Below are 12,836 nucleotides of genomic sequence, written 5' to 3' on the forward strand. Positions count from 1 at the left end.
GCGCGGGCCAAGGGTCGCAACCTTACAGCCCATACTGCAAAGGAGAGTCAACATGCACCGCAACTCGCTGCGTAAAACATCCCTGGAAAGCATGGAAGCGGAGATCGAGAGCCTTCTGAAAAGCCTGGAAAACCTCAAGCATGACGCCTCGGAAGAGTCCCAGAAGTCGGTGAAGGCAATCCGCAGCAACGCCGAAAGTGCGCTGAAACACTCGCGTAGCCTGCTCAGCGATGCTTACGAGGAAGTGAAAACCCGCACCCGCCAGACCGGCATTGCTACCCGTGATTATGCACAGGAGCACCCGGTGACCACGGCAGGCGTGGCGATTGGCGCCATCGGTCTGCTGGCGGCCTATCTCTTGACCCGTCGCAACTAACCCGCCTGGCGTTCCAATTCACCGCGCAGCCACTGCGCCAACTGCTCGGCGCGCCCATCTGCGGCGCGCCGGGGCACCCACAACGCCAGCGCTGCCCGGGTAGGTGAAAAGCCCCACGGCGCGCTGAGACGCCCGGCCCGCAAGTCATCAGCCACCAATGGCTGTGGCGCGATGGCCACGCCAAGGCCTGCAACCGCAGCCTCCAGCAAATAGTACAAATGCTCGAACGCCTGGCCGTACTGCAACCCGGCCGGGTCCAATCCCTGTTGCCCAACCCATGTCGGCCATGCTTGTGGCCGTGAGGTGGTGTGCAAAAGGGCCTCGTCCAGCAGGGCACTGGCGGGCGCGTCGCGCAAGCGATCGAAGCCGGCAAAATGCGGGCTGAGTACCGGCCCGATACGCTCCTCGGCCAGCACATGCACCTGCATATCCGCCGGCCAGGGGGGTTCAGCGAATACCAGCAAGGCATCGAGCCCTGGCCGACGCGGGTCGAGGTCACCTTCACCTGCTGACAAGTGCAGGCGCAGTTCGGGCAATTCCGCCTTCAGACGCCCCAGCCTGGGGATAAACCAACGTGCCAACAGGCTGCCCGAGCAGCCCAGCACAAACGGCGCCTCGCTGACATCGCGGCTGAGTTCGGCACATACGCTGCGCAGCCGGTCGAAGGCCTCACCGCTGGCATCGCGCAGACGCACACCGGCATCTGTGAGTTTGATGCCGCGCCCGTCCTTGACGAAAAGCGCCACCCCCAGGTGCTCCTCCAGCACCTTGATCTGCCGGCTGACAGCGCCATGGGTAACATGCAGCGCTTCAGCCGCCTGGCTAACGCTGTTAAGCCTGGCGGTAGCCTCAAAGGCGCGCAGGGCATTCAGGGGAGGGAGGTCGTGGGCCATGGTACCTGTGAGTTTTTCTGACAAGTTTGCGCAATCTTATCGGTTTTCAGCCGGGCTTGCCGTGGTTAGAGTAAAGCCCATCACTCATTCATTACGCCCTGGAGCGCCCCATGACCCAGTCCCAATACCGCCCCGGCCCCGACGCCAATGGCCTGTTCGGCTCGTTCGGTGGCCGCTACGTGGCCGAAACCCTGATGCCACTGGTGCTGGACCTGGCCCGCGAATACGAAGCGGCCAAGGCAGACCCCAAGTTCCTCGAAGAGCTGGCTTACTTCCAGCGCGACTACATCGGCCGCCCCAACCCGCTGTACTTCGCCGAGCGCCTGACCGAGCACTGCGGCGGCGCCAAGATCTTCTTCAAGCGTGAAGAGCTCAACCACACCGGCGCGCACAAGGTGAACAACTGCATCGGCCAGGTGCTGCTGGCCAAGCGCATGGGCAAGAAGCGCCTGATTGCCGAAACCGGCGCCGGCATGCACGGCGTGGCCACCGCCACCGTCGCTGCCCGCTTCGGCCTGCCGTGCGTGATCTACATGGGCGCCACCGACATCGAGCGCCAACAGGCCAACGTGTTCCGCATGAAGCTGCTGGGCGCCGAAATCGTCCCGGTTACCGCCGGTACCGGCACCCTGAAAGACGCCATGAACGAAGCCCTGCGCGACTGGGTCACCAACGTCGAAGACACCTTCTACCTGATCGGTACCGTGGCCGGCCCACACCCGTACCCGGCCATGGTCCGCGACTTCCAGTCGATCATCGGCAAGGAAACCCGCGCCCAGCTGCAAGAGAAGGAAGGCCGCCTGCCAGACAGCCTGGTTGCCTGCGTCGGTGGTGGTTCCAACGCCATGGGCCTGTTCCATGAGTTTCTCGAAGAGCAAAGCGTGCAGATCATCGGCGTCGAAGCCGGTGGCCACGGCGTGCACACCGACAAGCACGCTGCCAGCCTGAACGGCGGCGTACCGGGCGTACTGCACGGCAACCGCACCTACCTGCTGCAAGATGCAGACGGCCAGATCACCGACGCCCACTCGATTTCCGCAGGCCTCGACTACCCGGGCATCGGCCCGGAGCACGCCTACCTGCACGAAGTGAAGCGCGTCGAGTACGTCAGCATTACCGATGACGAAGCGCTGGATGCGTTCCACGCCACCTGCCGCCTGGAAGGCATCATCCCGGCGCTGGAAAGCTCCCACGCCCTGGCCGAAGCGATCAAGCGCGCGCCGAAACTGCCCAAGGACCACCTGATGGTGGTGTGCCTGTCGGGCCGCGGCGACAAAGACATGCAAACCGTCATGAACCACATGGCCGCCCAGGAGAAACAGGCATGAGCCGTCTTGAACAACGCTTCGCCGAACTGAAGGCCGAAGGCCGTTCGGCACTGGTCACCTTCGTCACCGCAGGCGACCCGGGCTACGACGCCTCGCTGCAGATCCTCAAGGGGCTGCCGGCAGCCGGTGCCGACGTGATCGAACTGGGCATGCCGTTCACCGACCCGATGGCCGATGGTGTGGCCATTCAGCTGGCCACCCTGCGCGCCCTGGAAGCTGGCCAGACCTTGGCCAAAACCCTGCAGATGGTTCGCGAATTCCGTGTGGATAACCAGACCACGCCAATCGTGCTGATGGGCTACTACAACCCGATCCACCGCTTTGGCGTGGATGCGTTCGTGGCTGAAGCCAAGGAAGCAGGTGTCGATGGCCTGATCATCGTCGACCTGCCGCCAGAGCACGACGCCGAACTGGCTACGCCGGCCCAGGCTGCAGGCATCGACTTCATCCGCCTGACCACCCCGACCACCGACGATGCGCGCCTGCCGCGCGTGCTGGAGCGCAGCTCCGGGTTTGTGTACTACGTGTCGGTGGCCGGAGTGACCGGTGCCGGCTCGGCGACCACCGAGCACGTGACCGAGGCCATTGCCCGCCTGCGCCGGCACACCGATCTGCCGATCAGCGTTGGTTTTGGCATTCGTACCCCGGAGCAGGCTGCGAACATCGCTCGCCTGGCGGATGGTGTGGTGGTGGGCTCGGCGCTGGTCGACAAGATTGCCCAGGCCAAGAGTGCCGATCAGGCAGTGAATGATGTACTCAGCCTGTGCTCGGCACTGGCTGAACGGGTGCGCTCAGCTCGCAATTGATTGCGAGGGCTCCGCCCTCGTTCGCGGCACAAGGCCGCTCCTACAGGGTATCGCGATCTCCCTGTAGGAGCGGCCTTGTGCCGCGAAGAGGCCGGCACAGGCAATACAAATCTACCCACCAAAAATCGACAGCTTCAATGGCCGCACGGCCCCCATCCAGATCGCATGATCCCGGTGGTCCGCCAGTTCATCCCCGGTTTCCGGGTGCATGAACACCACCAGGCCCTTGCGGTACAGCGCCAACCAAGGCAAAACCACCCCTACCACTTCAGGCCCGAACGCCAGCTGGCAACTCCAGTCCGGGTGCGGCCCAACCGGCTTCTGATGCATGCGCCCCATGGTCACGGGAAACAGCCGCGCCGCCTCCTCGCACAGTTCGCGGGCCTGTTCCATGGTCGCTGCGTCGTAATAAACGTGGGCGTGGTAACCCTTGATCCTTTGCACGATAACTCCTGATTGCGGTCCAACCATCACCACCTGCAAGGGAGTGATGCAGTGAAAAACGCCGAAACCCCAGTGTTCAAACTGGTCCTGTTCGGGCCTGAAAGCAGCCTGGGCAACGCCCTGATGGCCGAGCTGCTGTCGCGCCAGCACGAAGTCACCGCCGTGGTCGATGACCTGAACCGCCACACCGCACGCCCGGGCCTGCACTTCAAGATAGGCGGGCTGGACGATGCCGACCAGGCAGAGCAGGGCGCGGCAGGCGGCTCGGCGGTGATTGCCCTGTTGTCTGCGCTGGCGCCAGGTGACTTGCCCGGGCAAGCACGGCTGAGCGAGGCGCTGGTGGCGGGGCTTGAGCGTACGACTATACGCCGGCTGTTGCTGGTGGGCGATTTCGCTGTGCTGGATGAGCCGGCCAAGTACAGCGAGGCAGAGCGCGAATGTGTGGACCAGGTGGTTGATGGGTTGCAGCGCTGTGCTTTGCACTGGACCTTGATCAATACGCCGCAGGCGTTGCCCGATGAAGGGTGGGCACGCGTGGCGGCGGGGATGGCGGATATGCTGGAGCTGGACCTGCACCGGGGCGAGCATCTGAACTTCGTGGTCTAGATTTTGGGGCTGCTGCGCAGCCCATCGCGACGCAAGGCCGCTCCTACAACGACCGCGCAGCACCGGCTGATGCGGTCCCCTGTAGGAGCGGCCTTGTGCCGCGATGGGCCGCAAAGCGGCCCCAAATCTCAAAGGCTGCGCTCATCCTCCAGCCAACCCACAAACCGCTCGATCAGCGCCCCACGCCGCTTGCGCGGCGGCAGCACCGCGTAATACCCGCGCTGCGAGCGCAAACTCCCCTCCAGCGGCCGGCACAGCAGCCCTTGCTCTACCAACCCATCCACCAGATGCCCCCAGCCAATCGCCACCCCTTGCCCTGCAATCGCTGCCTGAATCAGCAACGTATAGTTGTCGAACCGCAACTGCCCCGCAGGCGGTGGGCTGGCCACGCCAAACCCGCGAAACACACCCGCCCAGTCAAACCAGCGGCTGGCCTGCTCGCCCTTCAAATGCAGCAAGGGCAAACGTTGCAAAGCCACGGCTGACAAGGGTTTGCCATCCGTCAGGCGGGGGCTGCACACCGGGAAGACTTCCTCATCGAACAGCCAGCGGCTTTCACCCTGGTGAAAGCGCCCATCGCCAAACAGCACCGCCACATCGATGTCCGGGCGCAACATCCCCTGGCTGCGTTCACCGGTCACCAGGCTCACATCCACCTGTGGATAAGCCTCGTGAAAGCGTTGCAGCCTGGGCATCAGCCAGAAGGCCGCAAAGGCAAAGTCGGTGGCCACCTGCAGCACTTCGCGCTGGCCGCGCCCGCTGGCTTGGCCAATGCCGTCATCCATGGCTTGCAAGCCCTGGTGCACCTGTTCGAACAACAGCAGGCCGGCCTCGGTGAGCTCGATGCCCCGATAAATACGGTCGAACAGGCGCGTGCCAAGCTGGGCTTCAAGGCGTTTCACCTGTTGGCTCACTGCCGGCTGCGTGGTACCCAGCTCCAGCGCCGCCGCGGTAAAACCCCGCAGCCGTGCCGCGGCTTCGAACACACGCAAGGTATCCAGCGACAGCTCGGAAAGGTGCTCAAACATAAGTTCAGCTAATCCCAGTCATTGCCCGCCATGGGCTTTACCCATGTTATCCACAGTTGCATCTTGGTAGGCAAGACACGTCGCATAACCCTCAACGATGGAAGCCACCATGACGCGGCCGAATATCCTGTTCATCATGGCCGACCAGATGGCCGCACCCTTGCTGCCGATCTACGCCCCTTCGCCCATCCAGATGCCGCACCTGAGCCGCCTGGCCGAGCAGGCGGTGGTGTTCGACTCGGCCTACTGCAACAGCCCGCTGTGCGCGCCGTCACGCTTCACCCTGGTCAGCGGCCAGTTGCCCAGCCGCATCGGCGCCTACGACAATGCCGCCGATTTCCCCGCCGATGTGCCGACTTATGCCCACTACCTGCGCCGCCTGGGCTACCGCACCGCGCTGTCCGGCAAGATGCACTTCTGCGGCCCGGACCAGCTGCATGGCTACGAAGAGCGCCTGACCAGCGACATCTACCCGGCCGACTATGGCTGGGCGGTGAACTGGGACGAACCGGATGTGCGCCCAAGCTGGTACCACAACATGTCCTCGGTACTGCAGGCCGGCCCGTGCGTGCGTACCAACCAGCTGGATTTCGACGAGGAGGTGGTGTTCAAGGCGCGCCAGTACCTGTACGACCATGTGCGCGAAAACGATGGCCGGCCATTCTGCCTGACCGTTTCGATGACGCACCCGCACGACCCGTACACCATCCCCAAGCGCTACTGGGACCGCTACGAAGGTGTGGATATCCCCATGCCCCGCGCCGAGTTCAACCAGGCAGAACTCGACCCCCACTCGCAACGCCTGCTCAAGGTCTACGACCTGTGGAACAAGCCGCTGCCTGTGGACAAGATCCGCGACGCCCGCCGCGCCTACTTCGGCGCCTGCAGCTACATCGACGACAACATCGGCCAGCTGCTGCAAACCCTGGAAGAGTGCAACCTGGCCGACGACACCCTGATCGTGTTCTCCGGCGACCACGGCGACATGCTTGGCGAGCGTGGCCTCTGGTACAAAATGCACTGGTTCGAGATGTCGGCGCGGGTACCGCTGCTGATCCATGCGCCCAGGCACTTTGCGGCGGCTCGGGTGCGTGCCTCGGTATCGACCTGCGACCTGCTGCCAACCTTGGTAGAACTGGCCGGCGGCGCTGTGGATAAAAACCTGCACCTGGACGGCCGCTCGCTGCTTGGCCACCTGCAAGGGCAGGGCGGCCACGATGAAGTGATCGGCGAGTACATGGCCGAAGGCACGGTCGGCCCGCTGATGATGATCCGCCGCGGGCCTTACAAGTTCGTGTACAGCGAAGACGACCCATGGCTACTCTATGACCTGAGCCGCGACCCGCACGAGCGGGAGAACCTCACCGGCAGCCCGGACCACCAGGCGCTGCTGCAGGCATTTGTCGATGAAGCACGACAGCGTTGGGATATCCCCAGCCTGCGCCAGCAGGTACTCGCCAGCCAGCGGCGGCGCCGCCTGGTGGCCGAGGCGCTGGCCATCGGCACGCTGAAAAGCTGGGACCACCAACCGCTGGTGGACGCCAGCCAACAGTACATGCGCAACCACATCGATCTCGACGACCTCGAGCGCAAGGCACGTTATCCACAGCCCGCACCCCTGGATTGAAAAGAGAGGCCGCCATGCACAAGTTCTCCGCCGCCGTGTTCGCCCTGGCCCTGGGCGCCGCCACGGCCCACGCCGCCGACAGCGACGCGCAATGCAGTACCGTGAAAATGGCCGACCCCGGCTGGAGCGACATCGCATCGACCAATGCCGTGGCGCGTCTGTTACTGGAAAGCCTGGGCTACCAGGTGAAAATCGACAGCCTGGCCGTACCAATCATCTACGGCGGCCTGAAGGACGGCCGTGTCGACGCCTTTCTGGGCAACTGGATGCCGGCGCATCAAGGCTTTCATGACAAGTTCATCGACAACGGCGATGTGCAGCAACTGTCACGTAACCTGGAAGGAACCGAGTTCACCCTGGCGGTGCCCGACTACGTGTGGAATGCCGGGGTGAAGGATTTTGCCGACCTGCAGAAGCACGCCGACCAGTTCGACAAGAAGCTGTACGGTATCGGCTCCGGCGCACCGGCCAACCTGTCGCTGAAGGCAATCATCGACAAGAATGAATTCAACCTCGGCCAGTGGAAACTGGTGGAGTCCAGCGAGCAGGCGATGCTGGCCCAGGTCGACCGGGCGGTGAAGAAACAGCAGTTCATCACCTTCCTTGGCTGGACCCCGCACCCGATGAACGTGAAGCTGAAAATGCATTACCTGACCGGTGGGGAAAAGTGGTTCGGCAGCAAGGGTGAGGTGTACACGCTGACCCGCAAGGGTTATCCACAAGCCTGCCCGAATGCGGCGAAGCTGCTGGGTAACCTGAAATTTACCCTGGACATGGAAAACGCCATCATGGCCGAGGTTGTGGATAAGAAAATCAGCTTCGATGACGCGGCCAGGGCTTGGGTGAAAACGTATCCCGAAGTGCTGGACGGGTGGTTGGCTGGGGTGACCACCAAGGCCGATGGCAATGCCCTGGAGGCCGTCAAAGCCAAACTGTAGTTTCAGACACGACGCGCCCCCTGTGGGAGCGGGTTCACCCGCGAATGCTGCATTGCATGTACCGACGCATTCGCGGGTAAACCCGCTCCCACAGGGGACAGTGGACCTTTGGAAATGTGAATATCTCATGCATCGCATCATTCACCTGCTGCCCTTCCTCACCTGGCTCCCCCGCCAATCGGGCCGTAGCCTGCGCCAGGACCTGCTGGTCGGCCTGAGCGGTGCCATCCTCGCCCTGCCACAATCCATCGCCTACGCGCTGATCGCCGGCTTGCCCGCCGAATATGGCCTGTACGCCGCCATCGTACCGGTGTTGATCGCCTGCCTGTGGGGTTCGTCCTGGCACCTGATCTGCGGCCCCACCGCTGCCATCTCCATCGTGCTCTACGCCAGCATCAGCCCGCTGGCCGTGGCCGGCAGCGCCGATTACATCACCCTGGTGCTGCTGCTGACCTTCCTCGGCGGCATCTTCCAGCTGCTGCTCGGGCTTTTGCGCTTTGGCGCGCTGGTCAACTTCGTCTCCCACTCGGTAGTACTCGGTTTCACCCTGGGCGCCGCTATCGTCATTGCCCTGGGCCAATTGCCCAACCTGCTGGGCATGAACCTGCCCAGCCAGGCCACAGCACTGAAGACCGTGCAGGACCTGGCCAGCCATGCAGGTGAGGTCGACCTGCCTTCCTTGATGCTGGGCCTGGCCACTGTCGTGATCGGTGTGGCCTTCAAACTCTGGCGCCCGCGCTGGCCGAGCCTGTTGATAAGCCTGATGCTGGTCAGCCTGCTGGCCTGGCTGTTGCCGGGCTACTTTGGCCATGTGCCAAGGGTGGCGGCATTCACCGGGCAGCTCCCGCCCTTCAGCCCGCTGCCTTTGCTGGATGTGGAGCTGATGCTGCGCCTGCTGCCCAGCGCCGTGGCGGTGGGCATGCTGGGGTTGGTCACCAGCCTGTCGATTGCCCGCTCGTTGTCGGCACGTTCGGAACAGCTGATAGACCCTGACCAGGAAATACGCGCACAGGGCCTGTCGAACATAGCGGGTGCATTTTTCTCCGGTTACCTGTCTGCCGGTTCCTTCACCCGCTCGGGCCTGAGCTATGAGGCAGGTGCCCGCTCGCCTATGGCCGGGGTATTTTCGGCGCTGTGGGTGGCGTTGTTTGCCGTTACCGGCGCCGGCCTGATCGCGCACCTGCCGATACCCGCCATGGCCGGCAGCATCCTGCTGATCTGCTGGGGGTTGGTGGACCATCGGGGGATTCGCGCGCTGTTTCGGGTCAGCCGCTCGGAGTTCCTGGTGATGGCGCTGACGGCGGCGGCAACCTTGCTGCTGGAGCTGCAGACGGCGATCTATGCGGGCGTGCTGGCTTCGCTGTTTTTCTACCTCAAGCGCACCTCACGGCCACGGGTACAGCAAAGCCGTGAAGGGGAGGCGGATGTGTTGCGGGTGGGCGGGTCGATTTTCTTTGGTGCGGCGCATTACCTGCAGGTGCGCTTGCAGCGCTGCCAGGGGCCGCATGTGGTGATTGATGCCCGGCAGGTGAATTTTATCGATTACTCGGGTGTGGATATGTTGCACCGCGAGGCACGGCGGTTGCGGCGGTTGGGCGGGAGTTTGACCTTGCACCGGGCCAGGCCGCAGGTGATCGAGGAATTGCAGAAGCTGGAAGGGGTGGAGTTGTGCCCGATCCGGTTTGAAGAGTGAGGTTGGGTTGAGATCCTGGGGCTGCTTTGCAGCCCATCGCGACACAAGGCCGCTCCTACAAGGGTCTCGATTTGCCGCCAGACGGCGATCCCCTGTAGGAGCGGCCTTGTGTCGCGATGGGCCGCAAAGCGGCCCCGACAATTTCAGCCCCGAGCCAGTTGCCGGCGCAGTTCAGCCAACACCGGCGCCGTATCCGGCCGCACACCACGCCAGATAAAGAAGGCTTCAGCCGCCTGCTCAGCCAGCATCCCCAACCCATCGAGCACCTTGGCCGCACCCAGCCGGGTAGCCCACGCGCAAAACGGCGTCGGCTCCTTGCCATACATCATGTCGTAGCAAACCGTGCGCCCCGCCTCGACCAGGCTGTCGGCAATCGGCGGCATTTCCCCGGCCAGGCTCGCCGAGGTGGCGTTGATGATCACATCCACCGGCTCCTGCAACCAGGCAAACCCGCTGGCCACCACCGGCCCCAGCTCATCGAACTCACGCGCCAGCTGCTCGGCTTTTTCCACAGTGCGGTTGGCAACCACAAGCGACTGCGGCTTGTGCGCCAGAATGGGCTCCAGCACGCCACGCACGGCGCCACCTGCACCGAGGATGAGAATGCGTTTGCCAGCCAGTTCGACCCCGGCATTCACTGTCAGGTCGCGCACCAGGCCCGCGCCATCGGTGTTGTCGCCCTGCAGGGTGCCATCAGCCAGCTTGCTTAGCGTGTTCACTGCACCAGCGCGCTGGGCACGCGGGGTCAGGCTGTCGCACAGGCGGTAGGCCTCTTCCTTGAATGGCACGGTGACGTTGCCGCCGCTGCCTTGCTTGAAGAAGCCGCGTGCGCAATCGCTGAACTCGTCCAGCGGCGCCAGCAGCGTGGCGTATTCCAGGTCCTGGCCGGTCTGCTCGGCGAACAGGCGGTGGATCAGCGGCGACTTGCTGTGGCCGATGGGGTTACCAAAAACGACGTACTGGTCCATGACGGCTCCTTGGTTATCCACAGGCTTACTGGCCAAGCCAGTCGCGGTCCTGCAGGAAGTACTCGGTCAGGCGCGCTTCTTCGCTGCCGGGTGCGGCCTTCCAGTCGTAACCCCAGCGCACCTGAGGTGGCAGCGACATGAGGATGGACTCGGTGCGGCCACCGGATTGCAGGCCGAACAGGGTGCCACGGTCGTAAACCAGGTTGAACTCCACGTAGCGGCCGCGGCGGTATTCCTGGAACTCGCGCTGCTGCGGGGTGTAGGGCGTGTCCTTGCGGCGCTGGACGATCGGCAGGTAGGCGTTGACGAAGGCATCGCCGATGGCGCGGATGAAAGCGAAGCAGGTGTCGAAGTCCCACTCGTTCAGGTCGTCGAAGAACAGGCCGCCGATGCCGCGTGGCTCGCCACGGTGCTTGAGGTGGAAGTAGCGGTCGCACCAGGCCTTGTAACGCGGATACACGTCGGCGCCGAAGGGTGCGCAGGCCTGTTCGGCCACGCGGTGCCAGTGGATGCAGTCTTCTTCGTTGCCATAGTACGGGGTCAGGTCGAAGCCGCCGCCGAACCACCATACGGCCTCTTCACCTTCCTTTTCGGCGATGAAGAACCGCACATTGGCGTGGGAAGTGGGCACATGCGGGTTGTGCGGGTGGATCACCAGCGACACACCCAGGGCCTCGAAGCCACGGCCCGCCAGTTCAGGGCGGTGGGCGCTGGCCGAGGGTGGCAGGCCGGCACCAAACACATGGGAGAAGTTGACCCCGCCTTTCTCGATCACCTTGCCGTCGCCGATCACCCGCGTGCGGCCCCCGCCACCGGCTTCGCGCACCCAGGCATCCTCGACGAAACGGGCGCCGCCGTCTTCTGTTTCGAGGGCAGAGCAGATGCGGTCTTGCAGGTCGAGCAGGTAGGCTTTCACGGCCTCGGTGCGGCTAGTCATCGGGTCACCAGGAACGGGCAGGGAAGAATTCGCGCGTAGCATACCACCGCCAGCGCGCGCGCCGCAGTTGACGGCGATCAAGCAAAGGCGTCCGATAGAAGGCCTTTTCCCGATCCCGACTACAGGAGTGCGAGATGGCCAAGCGTATCCAGTTCAGCCAGCATGGCGGCCCGGAAGTGCTGCAATTTGTGGAATTCGAACCCACCCCGCCCGGGCCCCAGCAGGTGCGTGTGCGTAACCACGCCATCGGCCTGAACTTCATCGACACGTATTTTCGCAGCGGGCTCTATCCACCGCCGTCCCTGCCTTCTGGCCTGGGTACCGAGGCGGCCGGCGTGGTCGAGGCGGTGGGCGAGGGTGTCACCCGCCTGAAGGTGGGTGACCGCGTGGCCCATGCCGGTGGCCCGCTGGGCGCGTACAGCGAGGTGCATACGCTGCCGGAGGCCAACCTGGTCAAGCTGCCCGACAACATCAGCTTCGAGCAGGCGGCAGCGGTGATGCTCAAGGGTTTGACCGTGCAGTACCTGCTGAAGCAGACCTATGAAGTGAAGGCGGGCGATGTGATCCTGTTCCACGCCGCAGCAGGTGGCGTCGGTTCGCTGGCCTGCCAGTGGGCCAAGGCCCTGGGCGCCAAGCTGATCGGCACCGTGAGTTCTGCCGAGAAGGCCGAGCGGGCCAAGGCGCTGGGGGCATGGGAAACCATCGACTACAGCCACGAAGATGTGGCCAAGCGGGTACTGGAACTGACCGACGGCAAGAAATGCCCGGTGGTGTATGACGGCGTAGGCGCCGATACCTGGCTCACCTCGCTGGACTGCCTGCAGCCACGCGGGTTGATGGTGAGCTTTGGCAATGCCTCGGGCGCGGTGAGCGGGGTGAACCTGGGGATCCTGGCGCAGAAGGGCTCGCTGTATGTCACCCGGCCGACCTTGGCGACCTATGCCAATAATGCCGAGAACACCCAGGCCATGGCCGATGACCTGTTTGCGATGATTGCAAGTGGCAAGCTGGTTGTGGATATCCAGCAGCGGTATCCATTGAGCGAGGCGGCCAAGGCACAGGCGGAGCTGTCGGCGCGGCGGACCGTGGGGTCGACTGTACTAATCCCCTGAGCCACACTCGTTCCCTGTAGGAGCGGGCATGCCCGCGAAGCAGCCACCGCGGTGGATGGCACCGGCTCTGCCGGTGTTCG

At 63.9% G+C, this 12,836-nt stretch carries 13 protein-coding genes; 8 read left to right on the forward strand and 5 right to left on the reverse strand.

Annotated elements, in window-relative coordinates; all coding sequences use genetic code 11:
* The first annotated feature begins 52 nt into the window (after positions 1 to 52).
* Entirely contained in the window at positions 53 to 376 is a 324-nt protein-coding gene (locus N805_RS22095; RefSeq protein WP_019470351.1) for a DUF883 family protein, read from the forward strand.
* On the opposite strand, the gene N805_RS22100 is transcribed toward N805_RS22095, so the two are convergent.
* Positions 373 to 1,269 carry a LysR family transcriptional regulator gene (locus tag N805_RS22100; RefSeq protein WP_019470350.1) on the reverse strand — a complete coding sequence of 299 codons (897 nt, stop codon included), beginning with the start codon at positions 1,267 to 1,269 and terminating at the stop codon, positions 373 to 375. The two genes, N805_RS22095 and N805_RS22100, sit on opposite strands and share 4 nt — an antisense overlap.
* A 110-nt stretch (positions 1,270 to 1,379) precedes the next feature.
* On the opposite strand from N805_RS22100, the gene trpB reads away from it, so the two are divergent.
* Positions 1,380 to 2,597, forward strand: coding sequence for a tryptophan synthase subunit beta (trpB, locus tag N805_RS22105; RefSeq protein ID WP_019470349.1), 1,218 nt, complete (start codon positions 1,380 to 1,382; stop codon positions 2,595 to 2,597).
* Positions 2,594 to 3,403, forward strand: a complete 810-nt coding sequence (gene trpA, locus N805_RS22110; RefSeq protein WP_019470348.1) for a tryptophan synthase subunit alpha — start codon at positions 2,594 to 2,596, stop codon at positions 3,401 to 3,403. The genes trpB and trpA overlap by 4 nt, the downstream gene beginning before the upstream one ends.
* A 111-nt stretch (positions 3,404 to 3,514) precedes the next feature.
* Here trpA and N805_RS22115 read toward each other — a convergent pair whose 3' ends face one another.
* A complete protein-coding gene (locus tag N805_RS22115) occupies positions 3,515 to 3,847 on the reverse strand; it encodes a DOPA 4,5-dioxygenase family protein (RefSeq protein WP_016497382.1) in 333 nt (110 codons plus the stop codon).
* Between the two features lie 51 nt (positions 3,848 to 3,898).
* Between N805_RS22115 and N805_RS22120 the strand changes: the two genes are divergently transcribed.
* Positions 3,899 to 4,453: an NAD(P)H-binding protein gene (locus N805_RS22120; RefSeq protein WP_019473731.1), complete on the forward strand. Its 555-nt coding sequence runs from the start codon at positions 3,899 to 3,901 to the stop codon at positions 4,451 to 4,453.
* Positions 4,454 to 4,581: 128 nt separating this feature from the next.
* On the opposite strand, the gene N805_RS22125 is transcribed toward N805_RS22120, so the two are convergent.
* On the reverse strand, positions 4,582 to 5,481 hold the full coding sequence (locus N805_RS22125) for a choline sulfate utilization transcriptional regulator (protein ID WP_019473732.1): 900 nt from the start codon (positions 5,479 to 5,481) through the stop codon (positions 4,582 to 4,584).
* Between the two features lie 109 nt (positions 5,482 to 5,590).
* Here N805_RS22125 and betC point away from each other — a divergent pair, with 109 nt between their 5' ends.
* The 3 genes from betC (at position 5,591) to N805_RS22140 (ending at position 9,739) form a co-directional block, all read left to right on the forward strand.
* Positions 5,591 to 7,108: a choline-sulfatase gene (gene betC, locus N805_RS22130; protein WP_019473733.1), complete on the forward strand. Its 1,518-nt coding sequence runs from the start codon at positions 5,591 to 5,593 to the stop codon at positions 7,106 to 7,108.
* Positions 7,109 to 7,122: 14 nt separating this feature from the next.
* Positions 7,123 to 8,046: a choline ABC transporter substrate-binding protein gene (gene choX, locus N805_RS22135; RefSeq protein WP_019473734.1), complete on the forward strand. Its 924-nt coding sequence runs from the start codon at positions 7,123 to 7,125 to the stop codon at positions 8,044 to 8,046.
* Between the two features lie 127 nt (positions 8,047 to 8,173).
* Positions 8,174 to 9,739 carry a SulP family inorganic anion transporter gene (locus tag N805_RS22140; protein ID WP_019473735.1) on the forward strand — a complete coding sequence of 522 codons (1,566 nt, stop codon included), beginning with the start codon at positions 8,174 to 8,176 and terminating at the stop codon, positions 9,737 to 9,739.
* Between the two features lie 143 nt (positions 9,740 to 9,882).
* On the opposite strand, the gene aroE is transcribed toward N805_RS22140, so the two are convergent.
* A complete protein-coding gene (gene aroE, locus N805_RS22145) occupies positions 9,883 to 10,707 on the reverse strand; it encodes a shikimate dehydrogenase (RefSeq protein ID WP_019473736.1) in 825 nt (274 codons plus the stop codon).
* A gap of 25 nt (positions 10,708 to 10,732) precedes the next feature.
* The gene (gene hemF, locus N805_RS22150) at positions 10,733 to 11,644 is read right to left on the reverse strand and encodes an oxygen-dependent coproporphyrinogen oxidase (protein ID WP_019473737.1); all 912 of its coding nucleotides are present in this window, start codon (positions 11,642 to 11,644) and stop codon (positions 10,733 to 10,735) included.
* Between the two features lie 134 nt (positions 11,645 to 11,778).
* Here hemF and N805_RS22155 point away from each other — a divergent pair, with 134 nt between their 5' ends.
* Positions 11,779 to 12,756 (forward strand): NADPH:quinone reductase, encoded by a 978-nt coding sequence (locus N805_RS22155; protein WP_019473738.1) that lies wholly within the window; start codon positions 11,779 to 11,781, stop codon positions 12,754 to 12,756.
* Positions 12,757 to 12,836: the final 80 nt, after the last annotated feature.

It is taken from the genome of Pseudomonas putida S13.1.2 (assembly GCF_000498395.2).
In the GTDB taxonomy this organism is placed as follows: Bacteria; Pseudomonadota; Gammaproteobacteria; order Pseudomonadales; family Pseudomonadaceae; genus Aquipseudomonas; species Aquipseudomonas putida_Q.

What these genes read in the sequence shown, in the direction of transcription:
- N805_RS22155 (WP_019473738.1), top strand. Translation starts at nt 11,779, where the DNA reads ATGGCCAAGCGTATCCAGTTCAGCCAGCATGGCGGCCCGGAAGTGCTG.
- trpA (WP_019470348.1), top strand. Translation starts at nt 2,594, where the DNA reads ATGAGCCGTCTTGAACAACGCTTCGCCGAACTGAAGGCCGAAGGCCGT.
- N805_RS22125 (WP_019473732.1), bottom strand. Translation starts at nt 5,481, where the DNA reads ATGTTTGAGCACCTTTCCGAGCTGTCGCTGGATACCTTGCGTGTGTTC.
- aroE (WP_019473736.1), bottom strand. Translation starts at nt 10,707, where the DNA reads ATGGACCAGTACGTCGTTTTTGGTAACCCCATCGGCCACAGCAAGTCG.
- trpB (WP_019470349.1), top strand. Translation starts at nt 1,380, where the DNA reads ATGACCCAGTCCCAATACCGCCCCGGCCCCGACGCCAATGGCCTGTTC.
- N805_RS22095 (WP_019470351.1), top strand. Translation starts at nt 53, where the DNA reads ATGCACCGCAACTCGCTGCGTAAAACATCCCTGGAAAGCATGGAAGCG.
- hemF (WP_019473737.1), bottom strand. Translation starts at nt 11,644, where the DNA reads ATGACTAGCCGCACCGAGGCCGTGAAAGCCTACCTGCTCGACCTGCAA.
- N805_RS22100 (WP_019470350.1), bottom strand. Translation starts at nt 1,269, where the DNA reads ATGGCCCACGACCTCCCTCCCCTGAATGCCCTGCGCGCCTTTGAGGCT.
- choX (WP_019473734.1), top strand. Translation starts at nt 7,123, where the DNA reads ATGCACAAGTTCTCCGCCGCCGTGTTCGCCCTGGCCCTGGGCGCCGCC.
- betC (WP_019473733.1), top strand. Translation starts at nt 5,591, where the DNA reads ATGACGCGGCCGAATATCCTGTTCATCATGGCCGACCAGATGGCCGCA.
- N805_RS22140 (WP_019473735.1), top strand. Translation starts at nt 8,174, where the DNA reads ATGCATCGCATCATTCACCTGCTGCCCTTCCTCACCTGGCTCCCCCGC.